The sequence below is a fragment of the Variovorax sp. 05T418 genome (genome assembly GCF_056396385.1).
The window spans coordinates 192307-209637 of the sequence record NZ_JBFTLJ010000003.1 but is presented as its reverse complement, the minus strand read 5'-3'; the positions used below and the strand labels follow the sequence as shown (position 1 = coordinate 209637).

General features: G+C 67.8%; 14 protein-coding genes and 1 pseudogene. 10 read left to right on the top strand and 5 right to left on the bottom strand.

From position 1 onward, the window contains the following. Positions 1-14 precede the first annotated feature (14 nt). The 9 genes from AC1DMS_RS06950 (at position 15) to AC1DMS_RS06910 (ending at position 11282) form a co-directional block, all read left to right on the top strand. Positions 15-980: an ABC transporter substrate-binding protein gene (locus AC1DMS_RS06950; protein ID WP_028254012.1), complete on the top strand. Its 966-nt coding sequence runs from the start codon at positions 15-17 to the stop codon at positions 978-980. Positions 981-990: 10 nt separating this feature from the next. After that, positions 991-2061, top strand: coding sequence for a multiple monosaccharide ABC transporter substrate-binding protein (gene chvE / locus AC1DMS_RS06945; protein WP_436288916.1), 1071 nt, complete (start codon positions 991-993; stop codon positions 2059-2061). Between the two features lie 8 nt (positions 2062-2069). Continuing rightward, complete coding sequence (mmsA, locus tag AC1DMS_RS06940) at positions 2070-3635, top strand: multiple monosaccharide ABC transporter ATP-binding protein (protein ID WP_278877651.1); 1566 nt, start codon at positions 2070-2072, stop codon at positions 3633-3635. After that, positions 3622-4836 carry a multiple monosaccharide ABC transporter permease gene (mmsB, locus tag AC1DMS_RS06935; protein ID WP_018903592.1) on the top strand — a complete coding sequence of 405 codons (1215 nt, stop codon included), beginning with the start codon at positions 3622-3624 and terminating at the stop codon, positions 4834-4836. Before mmsA ends, mmsB begins: the two co-directional genes overlap by 14 nt. Positions 4837-4840: 4 nt before the next feature. Beyond that, positions 4841-6361 carry a sugar ABC transporter ATP-binding protein gene (locus tag AC1DMS_RS06930; protein WP_278877654.1) on the top strand — a complete coding sequence of 507 codons (1521 nt, stop codon included), beginning with the start codon at positions 4841-4843 and terminating at the stop codon, positions 6359-6361. Positions 6362-6506: 145 nt separating this feature from the next. Next, positions 6507-7541, top strand: a complete 1035-nt coding sequence (locus AC1DMS_RS06925) for an ABC transporter permease (RefSeq protein WP_436288917.1) — start codon at positions 6507-6509, stop codon at positions 7539-7541. Further along, a complete protein-coding gene (gene yjfF / locus AC1DMS_RS06920; RefSeq protein ID WP_436288918.1) occupies positions 7538-8566 on the top strand; it encodes a galactofuranose ABC transporter, permease protein YjfF in 1029 nt (342 codons plus the stop codon). Before AC1DMS_RS06925 ends, yjfF begins: the two co-directional genes overlap by 4 nt. Before the next feature lie 40 nt (positions 8567-8606). Further along, positions 8607-10358, top strand: coding sequence for an IlvD/Edd family dehydratase (locus AC1DMS_RS06915; protein WP_436288919.1), 1752 nt, complete (start codon positions 8607-8609; stop codon positions 10356-10358). 6 nt (positions 10359-10364) lie between these two features. After that, complete coding sequence (locus AC1DMS_RS06910; protein WP_436288920.1) at positions 10365-11282, top strand: dihydrodipicolinate synthase family protein; 918 nt, start codon at positions 10365-10367, stop codon at positions 11280-11282. A 52-nt stretch (positions 11283-11334) separates the two neighbouring features. On the opposite strand, the pseudogene AC1DMS_RS06905 reads toward AC1DMS_RS06910, so the two are convergent. Continuing rightward, positions 11335-12201 (bottom strand): annotated as a pseudogene (locus AC1DMS_RS06905) (LysR family transcriptional regulator); the annotation flags it as partial. Between the two features lie 120 nt (positions 12202-12321). On the opposite strand from AC1DMS_RS06905, the gene AC1DMS_RS06900 reads away from it, so the two are divergent. Next, positions 12322-13101, top strand: coding sequence for an SDR family NAD(P)-dependent oxidoreductase (locus AC1DMS_RS06900; protein ID WP_436288921.1), 780 nt, complete (start codon positions 12322-12324; stop codon positions 13099-13101). Positions 13102-13126: 25 nt separating this feature from the next. On the opposite strand, the gene AC1DMS_RS06895 is transcribed toward AC1DMS_RS06900, so the two are convergent. The 4 genes from AC1DMS_RS06895 to cphA form a co-directional block, all read right to left on the bottom strand. Next, positions 13127-13381, bottom strand: a complete 255-nt coding sequence (locus AC1DMS_RS06895; RefSeq protein ID WP_018903584.1) for a hypothetical protein — start codon at positions 13379-13381, stop codon at positions 13127-13129. Between the two features lie 172 nt (positions 13382-13553). Then, positions 13554-14084, bottom strand: a complete 531-nt coding sequence (locus AC1DMS_RS06890) for a hypothetical protein (RefSeq protein ID WP_012746205.1) — start codon at positions 14082-14084, stop codon at positions 13554-13556. An 80-nt stretch (positions 14085-14164) separates the two neighbouring features. Further along, the gene (locus AC1DMS_RS06885) at positions 14165-14587 is read right to left on the bottom strand and encodes a hypothetical protein (RefSeq protein ID WP_307593728.1); all 423 of its coding nucleotides are present in this window, start codon (positions 14585-14587) and stop codon (positions 14165-14167) included. Positions 14588-14757: 170 nt separating this feature from the next. Beyond that, positions 14758-17325 (bottom strand): cyanophycin synthetase, encoded by a 2568-nt coding sequence (gene cphA, locus AC1DMS_RS06880; protein ID WP_012746207.1) that lies wholly within the window; start codon positions 17323-17325, stop codon positions 14758-14760. Between the last annotated feature and the right edge of the window lie 6 nt (positions 17326-17331).

Below are 17331 nucleotides of genomic sequence, written 5' to 3'. Positions count from 1 at the left end.
AAGGAGACATTCCAATGAAACTCAATCGCCGCACCCTCAATATCGCACTCGCCGCCGCCTCGCTCGGCGGGCTCCTGCCCGCCACCGCGCTGGCGCAGAAGAAGATCGTGCTCGGCTTCAGCCAGGTGGGCGCCGAGAGCGAATGGCGCACCGCCAACACCGAGTCGATCAAGGCCTCGGCCAAGGAAGCCGGCATCGAGCTCAAGTTCTCCGACGCGCAGCAGAAGCAGGAAAACCAGATCAAGGCGATCCGCTCGTTCATCGCGCAGAAGGTGGACGTGATCGCCTTCTCGCCGGTGGTCGAATCGGGCTGGGAGACCGTGCTGCGCGAAGCCAAGGCCGCCAAGATCCCGGTGGTGCTGACCGACCGCTCGGTGAACACCAAGGACGACTCGCTCTACGTGACCTTCATGGGCTCCGACTTCGTCGAGGAAGGCCGCAAGGCGGGCCGCTGGCTGGTCGAGAAGATGAAGGACCAGAAGGGCGAGGTGAACATCGTCGAGCTGCAGGGCACCGTGGGCTCGGCGCCGGCCATCGACCGCAAGAAGGGCTTCGAGGAAATCATCAAGGCCGACCCCAAGTTCAAGATCCTGCGCTCGCAGACCGGCGACTTCACGCGCGCCAAGGGCAAGGAAGTGATGGAAGCCTTCCTGAAGGCCGATGGCAAGAAGATCAACGTGCTGTACGCGCACAACGACGACATGGCCATTGGCGCCATCCAGGCCATCGAGGAAGCGGGCCTGAAGCCGGCCAAGGACATCACGATCATCTCGATCGATGCCGTCAAGGGCGCCTTCGAAGCCATGATCGCCGGCAAGCTCAACGTGTCGGTCGAATGCAGCCCGCTGCTCGGCCCCCAGCTGATGAGCGCCGTGAAGGACATCAAGGCCGGCAAGCAGCTGCCCAAGCGCATCGTGACCGAAGAGACGATCTTCCCGATGGAAGTCGCCGCCAAGGAATTCCCCAATCGCAAGTACTGAGAGCCACACCATGAAACGCAACTTCCTCAAGGCCTCGCTCGCAGGCATCGCACTGGCCATCGCCAGCATCGCGCCGCTCGCGCATGCGCAGGACAAGGGCCCGATCGCCATCTCGATGCCGACCAAGTCGTCGGCGCGCTGGATCGCCGATGGCGCCAACATGGTCAAGTACTTCAAGGAGAAGGGCTACAAGACCGACCTGCAGTACGCCGACGACGACATCCCCAACCAGCTCGCGCAGATCGAGAACATGGTCACCAAGGGCTCCAAGGTGCTGGTCATCGCGGCCATCGACGGCACCACGCTGTCCGACGTGCTGCAGAAGGCCGCCGACAAGGGTGTGAAGGTCATTGCCTACGACCGGCTCATCAAGGGCTCGAAGAACGTCGACTACTACGCCACCTTCGACAACTTCCAGGTCGGCGTGCTGCAGGCGCAGTCGATCGAGTCGGCGCTCGGCCTGAAGAGCGGCAAGGGACCGTTCAACATCGAGCTGTTCGGCGGCTCGCCCGACGACAACAACGCCTTCTTCTTCTACAACGGCGCGATGTCGGTGCTGGAGCCGTACATCAAGAGCGGCAAGCTCGTGGTGCGCAGCAAGCAGATGGGCATGGACAAGGTCGGCACGCTGCGCTGGGACGGCGCGGTGGCGCAGGCGCGCATGGACAACCTGCTGTCGGCCTACTACAGCAAGGACCGCGTCGATGCGGTGCTGTCGCCGTACGACGGGCTGTCGATCGGCATTCTCTCGTCGCTCAAGGGCGTGGGCTACGGCTCGGCATCGCAGCCGATGCCCGTCGTCTCGGGCCAGGACGCGGAGATTCCGTCGGTCAAGTCGATCCTGCGCAAGGAGCAGACCTCGACCGTGTTCAAGGACACGCGCGAGCTGGCCAAGGTCACGGTGGCCATGGTCGACGCCATGCTGTCGGGCAAGACGCCCGAGGTCAACGACACCAAGACCTACAACAACGGCATCAAGGTGGTGCCCTCGTACCTGCTCAAGCCGGTGAGCGTGGACGGCGGCAACTGGAAGCAGGTGCTGGTCGACAGCGGCTACTACAAGGAAAGCCAGGTCAAGTGAGCGTTGGAATGGCAGCAGCAGCAGCGGACGGCCGCAACATCCTCGAGATGCGCGGCATCACCAAGACATTTCCGGGCGTGAAGGCGCTCAGCGATGTCAACCTGGCGGTGCGCGCGGGCGAGATCCACGCGGTGGTCGGCGAGAACGGCGCGGGCAAGTCGACGCTCATGAAGGTGCTGAGCGGCGTCTACCCGTGCGACTCGTACACCGGGGAGATCCACTTCGAGGGCGAGCTGCGCCGCTTCAAGGGCATTGCCGACAGCGAGAAGCTCGGCATCATCATCATCCACCAGGAGCTGGCGCTGGTGCCGCTGCTGTCCATTGCCGAGAACATCTTCCTTGGCAACGAAATTGCGCGCGGCGGCGTGATCGACTGGTTCGCCGCCTATGCGAAGACGCGCGAGCTGCTTGCCAAGGTGGGTCTCAAGGAGCCGCCCACCACGCTCGTGACCGACCTGGGCGTGGGCAAGCAGCAGCTCGTGGAGATTGCGAAAGCACTGGCCAAGGAGGTCAAGCTGCTGATCCTCGACGAGCCCACGGCCAGCCTCAACGAGAACGACAGCGACGCGCTGCTGATGCTGCTGCTGGAACTCAAGCGCCAGGGCATCGCATCGATCCTGATCTCGCACAAGCTCAACGAGATTGCCAAGGTGGCCGACTCCATCACCGTGCTGCGCGACGGTGCCACGGTGGAGACCATGGACTGCCGCGGCCAGCCGATCAGCGAGGACCGCATCATCCGCGGCATGGTCGGGCGCGACATGGCGCACCGCTATCCGCAGCGCGATCCGAAGATCGGCGAGACGGTGTTCGAGGTGCGCGACTGGCGCGTGCACCATGCGCTGCATGCCGACCGCGAACAGATCAAGGGCGTGGACCTGCATGTGCGCAAGGGCGAGATCGTCGGCATTGCGGGCCTCATGGGCGCGGGCCGCACCGAGCTCGCAATGAGCGTGTTCGGCAAGTCCTACGGCCAGCGCATCAGCGGCACGGTGCTGATGCACGGCCAGCCGGTGGACGTGGGCACGGTGCGCAAGGCCATCGACCATGGCATTGCCTACGTCACCGAAGACCGCAAGGGCCTCGGGCTGGTGCTGGAGGAAAACATCCAGAAGAACGTGAGCCTGGCCAACCTGGAGGCGGTCTCCAGTTCGATGGTGATCGACGACGCGCGCGAATTCAAGGTGGCGAGCGACTACCGCCGTGCACTCAACATCCGTTCATCGGGCGTGGAGCAGCTGGTGGTGAACCTGTCGGGCGGCAACCAGCAGAAGGTGGTGCTCAGCAAATGGCTCTTCACCAAACCCGAACTCCTGATTCTCGACGAACCCACGCGCGGCATCGACGTGGGCGCCAAGTACGAGATCTACACCATCATCGACCAGCTCGCGAGCGAGGGCAAAGGTATTCTCATGATTTCTTCCGAACTGCCGGAACTGCTCGGCATGTGCGACCGCATCTACGTGATGAACGAGGGCCGCTTCGTGGCCGAATTTCCGGCCGCCGAGGCTTCGCAGGAGCGCATCATGCACGCCATCGTGAGCGCGGGGAGTTCCGTCCATGTCGCAGCCTGACGCCAACGCGGTGAACGCCGCCGTCCCCATCGCAGAGGCCGCCCCGAAGCTGCACGCCGGCTTCCTGAAGAACAACCTGCGCGAATACGGCATGCTGATCTCGCTGGTCGCGATCATGGTGCTGTTCCAGGTGCTGACCGACGGCACGCTGCTGCGGCCGCTGAACCTCACCAACCTGCTGCTGCAGAACAGCTACGTCGTCATTATGGCGCTGGGCATGCTGCTGGTGATCGTGGCGGGGCACATCGACCTGTCGGTGGGCTCGGTCTGCGGCTTCATCGGCGCGCTGGCGGCGGTGCTGATGGTGGAGTACGAATGGCACTTCGTGCCGACGGCGATCGTCAGCATTGCGGCGGGCGCGCTCATCGGCGCCGCGCAGGGCTGGTTCGTCGCGTTCCGCAAGATCCCGTCATTCATCGTCACGCTCGCGGGCATGCTGGTGTTCAAGGGGCTCACGCTGGCGCTGCTGGCGGGGCAGTCCGTGGGACCGTTCCCGGTCGAGTTCCAGCGGCTGAGCTCGGGCTTCATTCCCGATCCGCTGGGTGGCGACACGCTGCGCACCACCTCGCTGGTGGTCGGCGCGCTGGCCGCGGCGGCGCTGGTGTTCTTCAAGCTGCGCGGGCGCGCCAAGCTCGCGGCGCACGGCATGGAGACGGAACCGTACGTGTTCTTCCTCGTGAAGAACCTGTTCTTCGCGGCCATCATCCTGTTCTTCAGCTACCTGCTCTCGACCTACAAGGGCCTGCCCAATGTGCTGATCGTGATGGCGGTGCTGATCGTGGTGTACGACTTCGTCACCAACCGCACCACCATCGGCCGGCGCATCTATGCGCTGGGCGGCAACGAGAAGGCAGCGCGGCTGTCGGGCGTGAAGACGCAGCGGCTCGCCTTCCTGACCTTCGTCAACATGGGCGCGCTGGCCGCGCTCGCGGGCCTGGTGTTCGCGGCGCGGCTCAACACGGCCACGCCCAAGGCAGGCCTGGGCTTCGAGCTCGACGTGATTGCGGCCTGCTTCATCGGCGGGGCCTCGGCCTCGGGCGGCGTGGGCCGCGTGATGGGCGCGGTGATCGGCGCCTTCATCATGGGCGTGATGAACAACGGCATGTCGATCCTGGGCATCGGCATCGACTACCAGCAGGTCATCAAGGGCCTGGTGCTTCTGGCGGCCGTGTTCATCGACGTCTACAACAAGAACAAGTAGGCGCATGAGCCAGAGCAGCACCAGCCCCGTGCTCGAACTGCGGGGCATCCACAAGCAGTTCGGCGGCATCCCGGTGCTGCGCGACGTGCAGCTCAGGCTGTATCCCGGCGAGATCCATGCGCTCATGGGGCAGAACGGCGCGGGCAAGTCGACGCTCATCAAGGTGCTCACGGGGGTTCTTCCGTCGAGCGGCGGCGAGATGCACCTGGACGGACAACCCATCCATCCCGCCTCGCCGCTGGAGGCGCAGAAGCTCGGCATCAGCACGGTCTACCAGGAGGTCAACCTGTGCCCGAACCTCTCGGTGGCCGAGAACGTGTTCGCGGGCCGCTATCCGCGCTGCGGCGCGGCGCAGGGTTTTCGCATCGACTGGGCGGCGGTGAACCGGCGCGCCGAAGAGCTGCTGGCGCGCATCGGCCTGGACATCGACGTGAGCCGGCTGCTGTCGAGCTATTCGGTCGCGGTGCAGCAGATGGTGGCCATTGCGCGCTCGCTGGGCGTGTCGTCGAAGGTGCTGATCCTGGACGAGCCGACCTCGAGCCTGGACGACGACGAGGTCGAGAAGCTGTTCGAGGTGCTGCGGCGCCTGCGCAGCGAAGGTCTCGCGATCGTCTTCGTGACGCACTTCTTCAACCAGATGTATGCGGTGTCGGACCGCATCACGGTGCTGCGCAACGGCAACTGGGTGGGCGAGTGGCGCGCCGCGGACCTCGGCCCGCAGGCACTGATTGCCGCGATGCTGGGGCGCGAACTGGCGGCGCAGTCGGCCCGGCCGGCGGCGCTGCCGGCCTTCGATGAAGCGGCGCCCGCCCTGCTGCAGGCCGAGGGCCTGGGCCAGGCAGGACAGCTGCAGGCCACCGACCTGCGCGTGCGTGCCGGCGAGGTGGTCGGCATTGCGGGCCTCTTGGGCGCCGGCCGCACCGAGCTGGCGCGCCTCCTGTTCGGGCTCGAAGCGCCCGACCGCGGGGTGCTGAGCATCGATGGCCGCTCCGTCAGCTTCTCGAACCCGGCGGACGCCATCCGCGAAGGGCTCGCACTGTGCCCAGAAGAGCGCAAGACCGACGGCATCGTGGCCGAGCTCTCGGTGCGCGAGAACATCGCGCTTGCGCTGCAGGCGCGCCTGGGCGTGCGGCGCTTCCTGTCGCGCGCCGAGCAGACGGCGATCGCGGAGCGCTTTGTCGCGTCGCTGGGCATCAAGACCGCGAGCGTGGAAACCCCCATCGGGCTGCTCTCGGGCGGCAACCAGCAAAAAGCCATGATCGCGCGCTGGCTCGCGACCGAGCCGCGCCTGTTGATCCTCGACGAACCCACGCGCGGCATCGACGTGGCGGCCAAGCAGGAGATCATGGAAGAGATCCTGCGGCTCGCGAAGGCGGGCATGGCGGTGATCTTCATCTCGTCGGAGATGAGCGAGGTGGTGCGCGTCGCGCATCGCATCGTGGTGCTGCGCGACCGGCAGAAGGTGGGCGAACTCCCAGGTGGTTCGACCGAGGACGAGGTCTACGAAATGATTGCCGCAGCATGACGCCTTCTTTGTTTTTCTCCCTCCCCTCCCGGGGGAGGGCAGGGGTGGGGGCACGGCGGCCTTCCGTTGAGCGCTGCCGCATTGCTGGCGCCGCCTGCCCCCATCCCAGCCTTCCCCCGGAAGGGGAAGGAGCAAGGCGGAACACATGACACGCCTCTCCTCCTTCATGAGCCATCGCCTCGCCTGGCCCCTCGTCACGCTGCTTCTGCTGCTCGCGGTCAACACCGCGTTCAATGCCAGCTTCCTGCACCTCGAGTGGCGCGACGGCCATCTGTACGGCAGCCTGGTCGACATCCTCAACCGCGCGGCGCCGCTGGTGCTGGTGTCGCTGGGCATGACGCTGGTGATCGCCACGCGCGGCATCGACATCTCGGTGGGCGCGGTGGTGGCCATTGCGGCGGCCGTCGCGGCCTGGATGATCGGCGGCTCGGTGGCGAGCGACGTGAGCCGGTTCCCGATGCCGCTCGCGATCCTCGCGGCCCTGGGCGTTGCACTGCTCTGCGGCCTCTGGAACGGAATGCTGGTGGCCAAGGTCGGCATGCAGCCGATCATCGCCACGCTGATCCTCATGGTGGCGGGCCGCGGCGTCGCGCAGCTCATCGCCGACGGGCAGATCATCACCATCTACTACAAGCCCTTCTTCTTCCTCGGCAGCGGCTACCTGCTGGGCCTGCCGTTCTCGCTGTTCATCGTGGCCGCGGTGTTCGTGCTGCTCTACCTGGCCATCACGCGCACGGCGCTCGGGCTTTTCATCCAGGCGGTGGGCATCAACCCGACGGCCGCGCGCGTGGCCGGCGTGCAGGCGCGCAGGCTCGTCGTGGGCGCCTATGCGTTCTGCGGCCTGTGCGCGGGCGTGGCGGGCCTTTTGATCAGCTCCAACGTCAAGAGCGCGGACGGCAACAACGCCGGCCAGCTGCTGGAGCTCGATGCGATCCTGGCCGTGACCCTGGGCGGCACCGCGCTCACGGGCGGCCGCTTCAGCCTCATGGGCAGCGTGATCGGTGCGCTCATCATCCAGACGCTGACCTATGCGATCTATTCGCTGGGCGTGCCGCCCGAGATCAACCTCGTGGTGAAGGCGGTGGTGGTGTTCGCGGTGATGCTGCTGCAGTCGCCGGAGTTCAGGGCGGAGATCCGGGCGCTGGTGCAGCGGCCGGTGCATGAAGGGGGACAGGCATGAGCGCGGTGATTGAAACTGCACCCTCACCCCAACCCTCTCCCGCGCGCGGGAGAGGGGGCAGGGCAGGGTTCAATCCCAAGTACCTGCCGCTGGCCGCGACCATCTCGCTGTTCGTGCTGGTGGCCACGCTGGGTTCGGTGTTCTACGACGGCTTCTTCTCGGCGCAGGTGTTCCTCAACCTGCTGATCGACAACGCCTTCCTGATCGTCGTGGCCGTGGGCATGACCTTCGTGATTCTTTCGGGCGGCATCGACCTGTCGGTGGGCTCGGTGATCGCGCTCACCACGATGGTGTCGGCCTCGCTGGTCGAGAAGCACGGCTGGAGTCCCGCCGTGGTGATTCCGCTGGTGCTGGCCATGGGCACCGCCTTCGGCGCATTCATGGGCCTGCTCATCGAGCGCTTCCGGCTGCAGCCCTTCATCGTCACGCTCGCGGGCATGTTCCTGGCGCGCGGGCTCTGCTACCTGATCAGCATCGACTCCATCAGCATCACCAACGCCTTCTATGCCGAGATCTCGCAGATCCGGATTCCGGTCTGGGGCGAGGCCTCGCTCTCGATCAGCGCGGTGATCGCCATCGGCGTGCTGCTGGCGGCGGTGTTCATTGCGCACTGCACGCCCTTCGGCCGCGCGGTGTACGCCATTGGCGGCAGCGAGCAATCGGCCCTGCTGATGGGCCTGCCGGTGCGCTCCACGATCGTCGGCGTCTACACGCTCTCGGGCTTCTGCTCGGCGCTGGCGGGCGTGATCTTCACCTTCTACATGCTCTCGGGCTACGGCCTGCATGCGCTGGGGCTGGAGCTCGATGCGATTGCGGCGGTGGTGATCGGCGGCACGCTGCTCACGGGCGGCGTGGGCTACGTGGCGGGCACGCTGTTCGGCGTGCTGATGCTCGGGATCATCCAGACGCTGATCTCCTTCGACGGCACGCTGAGCTCGTGGTGGACGCGCATCGTGGTCGGTGCACTGCTCTTCGTGTTCTGCCTGCTGCAGCGCTTCTTCACTTCGCGTGCGCCACGGCGCTGACGCGTTCTTCCTTTTTTCTCTCGCTTTCAGGAACCTCCGCATGCCGGACCAAACCCCCAAGAAGAAGCTGCGCTCGACCGAATGGTTCGGCTCGGCCGACAAGAACGGCTTCATGTACCGCAGCTGGATGAAGAACCAGGGCATACCGGACCATGAGTTCGACGGCCGGCCAATCATCGGCATCTGCAACACCTGGTCGGAGCTCACGCCCTGCAATGCGCACTTCCGCAAGATCGCCGAGCATGTGAAGCGCGGCATCTCGGAGGCGGGCGGCTTTCCGGTCGAGTTTCCGGTTTTCTCCAACGGCGAATCGAACCTGCGGCCCACCGCCATGCTCACGCGCAACCTTGCGAGCATGGACGTCGAAGAGGCGATCCGCGGCAACCCGGTCGATGCGGTGGTGCTGCTCACGGGCTGCGACAAGACCACGCCCGCATTGCTGATGGGCGCCGCGAGCTGCGACATCCCGGCCATCGTGGTCACGGGCGGGCCCATGCTCAACGGCAAGCTCGACGGCAAGGACATCGGCTCGGGCACGGCCGTGTGGCAGCTGCACGAGTCGCTCAAGGCCGGCGAGATCAACCTGCACCAGTTCCTCTCGGCCGAAGGCGGCATGTCGCGTTCGGCCGGCACCTGCAACACCATGGGCACGGCCTCGACCATGGCCTGCATGGCCGAGGCGCTGGGCACCTCGCTGCCGCACAACGCGGCCATTCCCGCGGTCGATGCGCGGCGCTACGTGCTCGCGCAGATGTCGGGCATGCGCGCGGTCGAGATGGCGAAGGAGGGGCTCACGCTGTCGAAGATCCTCACGCGCGAGGCCTTCGAGAATGCCATTCGCGTCAATGCCGCCATCGGCGGGTCGACCAATGCGGTGATCCACCTGAAGGCCATTGCGGGGCGCATCGGCGTCGGCCTGGAACTCGAGGACTGGACGCGCATCGGCAGCAACACGCCGACCATCGTCGACCTGCTGCCTTCGGGCCGCTTCCTGATGGAGGAGTTCTACTACGCGGGCGGCCTGCCCGCGGTGCTGCGGCGCCTGGGCGAGAACGGTCTCTTGCCGCACCCCGGCGCGCTCACCGTCAACGGCCAGTCGATCTGGGACAACGTGCGCGAGGCGCCGAGCCTCAACGACGAGGTGATCCGCCCGCTCGACAAGCCGCTGATCGCCGACGGCGGCATCCGCATCCTGCGCGGCAATTTGTCGCCGCGCGGCGCGGTGCTCAAGCCCTCGGCCGCATCGCCCGAACTGCTCAAGCACCGCGGCCGCGCGGTGGTGTTCGAGAACCTGGAGCACTACAAGGAGCGCATCGTCGATGAAAACCTCGAGATCGACGCCAGCTCGGTGATGGTGATGAAGAACTGCGGCCCCAAGGGCTACCCCGGCATGGCCGAGGTCGGCAACATGGGCCTGCCGCCCAAGCTGCTGCGGCAGGGCGTGAAGGACATGGTGCGCATCTCGGATGCACGCATGAGCGGCACGGCCTACGGCACGGTGGTGCTGCACGTCGCGCCCGAGGCGGCCGACGGCGGACCGCTCGCGGCGGTGCGCGACGGCGACTGGATCGAGCTCGACTGCGATGCGGGCCGCCTGCACCTGGACATCAGCGACGAAGAGCTGGCCGCGCGCCTGGCGTCGCTCACCAGCACCGACGCGCAGCCCATGAGCACGCGCGGCGGCGGCTACCAGAAGCTCTACGTCAACCACGTGCTGCAGGCCGACGAAGGCTGCGACTTCGATTTTCTGGTGGGCTGCAGAGGCTCCGCCGTTCCCCGCCATTCACACTGATCCATCATGACCCCCAGATACCGCGGCATCTTCCCGGTGGTGCCGACCACCTTCACCGAACAGGGCGCGCTCGACCTCGAGAGCCAGAAGCGCTGCGTCGACTTCATGATCGACGCGGGCTCGGACGGCCTGTGCATCCTGGCCAACTTCTCCGAGCAGTTCGTGCTGTCCGACGACGAGCGCGAGGTGCTCACGCGCACGGTGCTCGAGCACGTGGCGGGCCGCGTGCCGGTGATCGTCACCACCACCCACTACAGCACCCGCATCTGCGCCGAACGCAGCCGGCGCGCGCAGGACATGGGCGCCGCCATGCTGATGGTGATGCCGCCCTACCATGGCGCCACCTTCCGCGTGCCGGAGCCGCAGATCTTCGAGTTCTACGCCGGCCTCTCCGATGCGGTGAACATCCCGATCATGATCCAGGACGCGCCCGCGAGCGGCACGCTGCTGTCGGCGCCGTTCCTCGCGCGCATGGCCAGGGAGATCGAGCACGTCGCGTACTTCAAGATCGAAACGGCCGGTGCCGCGTCGAAGCTGCGCGAGCTGATCCGCCTGGGCGGCGATGCCGTCGAAGGCCCGTGGGACGGCGAAGAGGCGATCACGCTGATGCCCGACCTCGATGCCGGCGCCACCGGCTCGATGACCGGCGGCGGCTATCCCGACGGCATCCGCCCGATCATCGAGGCGCACCGCGCGGGCGACCGCGACAAGGCCTTCGCCCTCTACCAGCAGTGGCTGCCGCTCATCAACTACGAGAACCGCCAGGCGGGCCTTTTGGCCTGCAAGTCGCTCATGAAGGAGGGCGGCGTGATCGCTTGCGAGGCGCCGCGCCATCCGCTGCCGGCGATGCACCCCGAGACGCGCGCCGGCCTGATCGAGACGGCGAAGCGGCTCGACCCGATGGTGCTGCGCTGGGGGCGTTGACAGTGGCGCCGCGCCCCTTGACGAAGTAGGGCGCGACGATCTCGGTCAGCCAGTCCATCACGGCCAGCACGCGCGGTGCGAGCTGGCGCCGGTTGGCATAGAGCAGCGAAACCGGCATCGGGCGCGCGCTGAACTCCGGCATCACCTGCACCAGCGCGCCCGCGGCCAGGCTCGCTTCCAGGCCCGCGAACGGCGCCTGGACCAGGCCGAGGCCGGCCCGCGCGGCCGCCTGGTAGGCGTCGGTGCCGTTCACCGTGACGGTCGCAGGCACGGGCCATGTCCTGTACACGCCATCGGCGGGGTCGAGGTACTCCCAGCCTGCATCGCTGGAGGAGAGCGTCTGTGCGAAATGAACGACCCGGTGCTGCGCCAGGTCGTCGAGCGTGCGGGGCGTGCCGTGCGCGCGCAGATAGCCGGGGCTCGCCGCATTGGCCATGCGCAGCGCACCGAGCGGCCGCGCGACGAGTTCCGAATCTCCGAGCATGCCGACGCGCAGCACGCAGTCGAAGCCTTCGTGCACCAGGTCGACACGGCGGTCCGAGGTGCTGATGCCCACTTCGAGCGCGGGATGCCGCGCGAGGAATTCGGGCAGGCGCGGAATGACGAGGTCGCGCGCAATGGCGTTCGGCAGGTCGACGCGCAGCCGACCCGTGAGGCCGCCGGCGTGCAAACGGAACATGGTGGCCAGCTGCTCGCCCTCGGCCAGGTAGTCCTTGCAGCGGTCGAGGAAGCGCGCCCCGTCCTCGGTGAGCCGCACGCTGCGCGTGGTGCGCTGCAGCAGCCGCGTGCCCAGCCGCTCCTCGAGCTGCTGCACGGCCACCGAGACGCGCGCGCGGGTCAGCCCGAGCTGGTCCGCGGCACGGCTGAAGCTCGCGAGCTCGGCCACCCTCGAGAAGATGCGCAATTCATCGGTGTTCATGGTCGAGGATTGTTTCCATTTTGGTTGACAGTGTGCGCAGTTTCCCGGAATTTATCTTTCTGACGGTAATTTTTAAAGTCCATCCATCGACTCATCGATCAACCCACCAAGGACTTTGAAATGACAGCCTCCACAACCGCCAACCCGTCCCGCATCGCACTCGTCACCGGCGGCAGCCGCGGCCTCGGCCGCAGCGCCGCGCTGGCGCTCGCCGCCGATGGCGTCGACGTGATCCTCACCTACGTGTCGGACGACGCCAGCGCGCAGGCGGTGGTGGCGCAGATCGAGGCGAAGGGGCGCCGCGCCGTCGCCCTCCGGCTCGACGTCGGGGACAGCACGACCTTCGCCGCATTCGCGGATTCGGTGAAGGCGGCGCTGGCTGCCACCTGGCAGCGCGAGCGCTTCGACTTCCTGGTGAACAACGCCGGCGTGGGCCTGCACGCGAACTTCGAGGACACGACGGAAGCCCAGTTCGACATGCTCTTCAACGTGCACTTGAAGGGCCCGTACTTCCTCACGCAGAAGCTGCTGCCGCTCATCAACGACGGCGGACGCATCGTCAACGTGTCGTCGGGGCTCACGCGGTTCTCGATCGCCGGTGCATCCGCCTATGCCGCGATGAAGGGCGGCGTGGAAACGCTCACACGCTACCTCGCGAAGGAACTCGGCGCGCGCGGCATTGCGGCCAACACGATCGCGCCGGGTGCGATCGAAACCGACTTCAGTGGAGGCATGGTGCGCGACAACCCGCAGGTGAACGCGATGGTGGCCGGTTTCACCGCGCTCGGACGCGCGGGCCAGCCCGACGATATCGGCGGAGTGATCGCGCTCTTGCTGGGGGAGGGCAGCCGCTGGGTGAATGCCCAGCGCATCGAAGCTTCCGGAGGGATGCTGGTCTGAGCGCGCAGCCCCGGCCGCTTGGGGCTCAGCTCTTCTCGAGCTCGCTCACTTGCAGGGACAGGTCGAACAGCTTCGACTTGCTCGCGTAGTAGCGGTCGAGCCGCCATTCCTTCAGGATGTCCATGGCGAGCTCGAAGCTCTTGTAGTCGAGGCTGTAGAGCGTGACCAGCTCGAAGCTGCGTTCGGATTCGAGCGCCAACACGAGCTGCGCCAGGATCTTGGACGACTCGTTGGCCGGGTCCGTTTCTATGAATCGGCGAGCGACCTTGATGGCATTCATGGGATAGTGTTCCTCGGTAGGCAGAGACCGAGAACTATAGCTAGCACGCCCTCGTGCTTTATGACAGTCGTGTGACATGCGAAGGTCATTGCCCTTGACGGGCATGGTGCGCGCATCCACCGCCGCCCGGTCCGGGCGGCGGGGACGCCGCTGCATCGCGTGCTTCAGCGCTTCAGCGCATCGGTGCCGGCATGGGCGCCGGCATCGGCACCGGTTCCATCGGCGCGATGGGCGCAATGGCCGGTGGCGGGACCCGCGAAGGCGCGGGCATCGGCGCCGGCATCGCGGCGGCAGGTGCCGGCATCGCGGCAGCGGGTGCCGGCATGACGACGGTGGTGACCGACTCGCGGATCACGCCGCCGCCCATCACGCTGCCATCCACATTGCCGCGGGTATTGCCGCTGCCGCCCATCACGCGGGCTTCGCAGTCGGCGCGGTCGGCCGGTGGCTGGAGCCCGCAGCGCGCGAGGGCGTTGCGCTGGTAGTCGGGCGCGCTGGTCAGGCCGCCGCGTGCGGCTTCCTGGCGTGCGGCGCCGGCCTCGCGGATGCAGGCCGCGCGGTCCTGCTGGTTGTGGCCGCAGACCGCGAGTTCCTGCTGGTAGGTGGAATCGCCGCGGCGCGGCTGGGCCGAGGCCGAGGTGGCGGCGGCCAGGCCGCCCACGGCAATCAGGGCGGCAATCATCGAACGGGTGGTGCTGTTCATGGGGTGCTCCTTGGAGTGACCTGAAACATGAAACTGTTGGACAAGTCGGGCCGCGCCGGGTTCCTTGCGGCCCTTGCCGGTCAGCGCGCGGGTGCGGCCGGCTGTACCGGCTGTGCCGGCAGCGGTGTCACTGTTTCGCGGATGACGCCGCCGCCCATCACGCTGCCTTCGGTGCTGGTGCGTGCGCCGCCCTGCAGGCGCGCCTCGCAGTCGGCGCGGTCGGCCGCGGGCTGTTCGCGGCAGCGCGCCATGGCATTGGCGTCGTAGCCGCTGGGGCTCGCGCTCGTGAGGCCGTTGCGGCCCGCTTCCTGGCGCGCGGCGCCGGCTTCGCGCAGGCAGGCCGCGCGGTCCTGCTGCACGCCGTCGCAGGTGGCGCGCTCCTGCTGCGCACGTGCGGCCGTGCCGGGCGCCTGCGCTTGCGCTTGTGATGCGCCGGAAAAAAGCAGACCGCTGGCTGCAAGAAGCGCGGCAGCACAAAGGGTGGAACGAACTGTTGTTGTCATCGGGTGCTCCTGGTTGAGGCGCGCCCTCCGAAAGCGCGACCGGACACGCAGTGTGGTCCGGTGCAGGCCGTGCGGGGTGTGGGACGGCACAGACAGCAGCCCCGGCCGGACTCGCCCTTGCGTGTGGGACGTGTCCGGCATGGGCCGGCGCGCGGCCGGCCCGGTGCGGGTCAGCCCGCCGCGATGCGCTGCGCCAGGTGCGCGAGCGCTTCCTCGACCTGGTCGACCAGGATCAGCGACAGGTCGCCCGGCTGCAGCCGCGCAAGCGCGGTGTCGATGGCGACGAACTCGCCGCGGATCTCGTCGATGTAGCGCGTGCGCGCCGCGCCCTGCAGGCCCTGGCGCAGCAGCGCCATCACCTCGCCGTCGGCGCGGCCGCGCTGGGCCGCGTCCTGGTAGAGGATCACGTCGTCGAAGGCCTGGCCGAGGATGGCGGTCTGGTCGCGGATGTCGGAATCGCGCCGGTCGCCCGCGCCGCTGATCACCACCGAGCGCTTGTTGGCCGGCATGGTGTCCACGGCCGAGACCAGCGCGCGCATGGCATCGGTGTTGTGGCCGTAGTCGGCGATCACGGTGGCGCCGCGGTAGTCCATGACGTTGAAGCGTCCCGGCACACCGGCCGCGTCGTTCAGGAAGCTCGCGAGGCCGCTGCGGATGGTGTCCCAGTCCAGGCCCACGGCCCATGCGGCGGCCACGGCCGCCATCACGTTGTCGACCTGGAAGCCGATGGTGCCGCCGCGCGTGATGGGCACGTCGCGCAGCGCGATGCGCTCGCGCCAGGAGCCTTCGGCCGCGACCAGCGTGTCCTGGTCGACGTAGACGGTGCGCTTGCCCTGCGCGCGGTGCGTGGCCATCACGGGGTGCTGGCGGTCGGCGGTGAAGAAGATCACGTGGCCCGGGCAGCCGGCGGCCATGGCGGCGACGTTGACGTCGGCGGCATTGAGCACCGCGTAGCCGTCGGGCGCGACGTTGCGCACGATCACTCGCTTGAGCACCGCGAGGTCTTCGACGGTGGTGATGTAGTTCAGGCCCAGGTGGTCGCCGCTGCCGATGTTGGTGACCACGGCCACCTGGCAGCGGTCGAAGCCGAGGCCCTCGCGCAGCACGCCGCCGCGCGCCACTTCGAACACGGCCGCATCCACGTCGGGGTGCATGAGCACGTTGCGTGCGCTCTTGGGGCCGCTGCAGTCGCCGCTGTCGGTCTGGCGGCCGTCGACGTACACGCCGTCGGTGTTGGTCATGCCGGTGCGCAGGCCGCTCGACGCGAGCAGGTGGTTGATGAGGCGCGCCGTGGTGGTCTTGCCGTTGGTGCCGGTCACGGCCACCACCGGAATGCGGCCGTCGTCGCCATGCGCGAACAGCGTGTCCATGACGGCTTCGCCCACCGCGCGGCCGCGGCCGAACGAGGGCGAGATGTGCATGCGCAGGCCGGGCGCGGCATTGACCTCGACCACGCCGCCGTGCTGTTCCTCGAGCGGGCGCAGCACGTTCTCGCAGACCATGTCGACGCCGCAGATGTGCAGGCCCACCATCTGCGCCGCATCGACCGCGCGCGCGGCCACTTCGGGGTGCACGGTGTCGGTCACGTCGGTGGCGGTGCCGCCGGTGGACAGGTTGGCGTTGTTGCGCAGCACCACGCGCTGGCCGCGCGCGGGCACGCTGTCGGGCGTGAGGCCCTGGGCCTCGAGGCGGCCGATGGCGATGTCGTCCAGGCGGATCTTGGTGAGCGAGGTGGCATGGCCTTCGCCGCGCCGCGGGTCGAGGTTCACGGCGTCGATCAGCTGGCGCACGGTGGCGCTGCCGTCGCCGATCACGTGCGGCGGATCGCGCCGCGCGGCGGCCACCAGGCGGTCGCCCACCACCAGCAGGCGGAAGTCGAAGCCCGGCAGGAATTTCTCGACCATGACCTCGCCATAGGCGGCGGCCGAATCGTAGGCGGCGGTGAGCTGCTCCTGGGTCGTGATGTTGACCGTGACGCCCTTGCCCTGGTTGCCGTCCTGCGGCTTCACCACCACGGGCAGGCCGATCTCCATGGCCGCGGCCCAGCCGTCCTGCGCATCCGAAACCGGCCGGCCCAGCGGCACCGGCACGCCGGCCGCATTGAGCAGCTGCTTGGTGAGCTCCTTGTCCTGCGCGATCGATTCGGCCACGCCGCTGGTGCTGTCGACCTCGGCCGCCTGGATGCGGCGCTGCTTGGAACCCCAGCCGAACTGCACCAGGCTGCCGCTGGTGAGGCGGCGGTAGGGAATGCCGCGCGCCACGGCGGCATCGACGATGGAGCCGGTGCTCGGGCCCAGGCGCTCGGACTCGTCGAGGTCGCGCAGCTCGGTGATGGCGGCGGCGGCGTCGAAGGCGGTGTCGGCCTGCGCGGCCGCGATCAGCTGTTCGGCCAGTTCGATGGCGCGCCGGCCCACGGCCTCTTCGCTGTACTGGAACACGACCTGGTAGACGCCTTCTTCCACCGTGGGCGAGGTGTGGCCGAAGTTGACCGCGCAGCCGGCCTGGGCCTGCAGCGCCACGGCGGCGTTCTCGAGCACGTGCGCCAGGGCCATCGGCTGGCCCAGCACCATCGGATGCAGCTCGCCGATGTGGGGGAACAGCGCACGCAGGCGTGCTTCGAAGCCCGGCAGGCGGCTGATGGCGTTCTCGTCGCCTTCGCAGGCAACCACCGCTTCGATGGCGGTGTGGCGGCTCCAGAGGTTGGGGCCGCGCAAGGCGCGGATACGGGTGACTTTCATGGGGCG

Coding starts and splice junctions, on each gene's coding strand:
- AC1DMS_RS06950 (WP_028254012.1), top strand. CDS start 15: ATGAAACTCAATCGCCGCACCCTCAATATCGCACTCGCCGCCGCCTCG.
- chvE (WP_436288916.1), top strand. CDS start 991: ATGAAACGCAACTTCCTCAAGGCCTCGCTCGCAGGCATCGCACTGGCC.
- mmsA (WP_278877651.1), top strand. CDS start 2,070: ATGGCAGCAGCAGCAGCGGACGGCCGCAACATCCTCGAGATGCGCGGC.
- mmsB (WP_018903592.1), top strand. CDS start 3,622: ATGTCGCAGCCTGACGCCAACGCGGTGAACGCCGCCGTCCCCATCGCA.
- AC1DMS_RS06930 (WP_278877654.1), top strand. CDS start 4,841: ATGAGCCAGAGCAGCACCAGCCCCGTGCTCGAACTGCGGGGCATCCAC.
- AC1DMS_RS06925 (WP_436288917.1), top strand. CDS start 6,507: ATGACACGCCTCTCCTCCTTCATGAGCCATCGCCTCGCCTGGCCCCTC.
- yjfF (WP_436288918.1), top strand. CDS start 7,538: ATGAGCGCGGTGATTGAAACTGCACCCTCACCCCAACCCTCTCCCGCG.
- AC1DMS_RS06915 (WP_436288919.1), top strand. CDS start 8,607: ATGCCGGACCAAACCCCCAAGAAGAAGCTGCGCTCGACCGAATGGTTC.
- AC1DMS_RS06910 (WP_436288920.1), top strand. CDS start 10,365: ATGACCCCCAGATACCGCGGCATCTTCCCGGTGGTGCCGACCACCTTC.
- AC1DMS_RS06900 (WP_436288921.1), top strand. CDS start 12,322: ATGACAGCCTCCACAACCGCCAACCCGTCCCGCATCGCACTCGTCACC.
- AC1DMS_RS06895 (WP_018903584.1), bottom strand. CDS start 13,381: ATGAATGCCATCAAGGTCGCTCGCCGATTCATAGAAACGGACCCGGCC.
- AC1DMS_RS06890 (WP_012746205.1), bottom strand. CDS start 14,084: ATGAACAGCACCACCCGTTCGATGATTGCCGCCCTGATTGCCGTGGGC.
- AC1DMS_RS06885 (WP_307593728.1), bottom strand. CDS start 14,587: ATGACAACAACAGTTCGTTCCACCCTTTGTGCTGCCGCGCTTCTTGCA.
- cphA (WP_012746207.1), bottom strand. CDS start 17,325: ATGAAAGTCACCCGTATCCGCGCCTTGCGCGGCCCCAACCTCTGGAGC.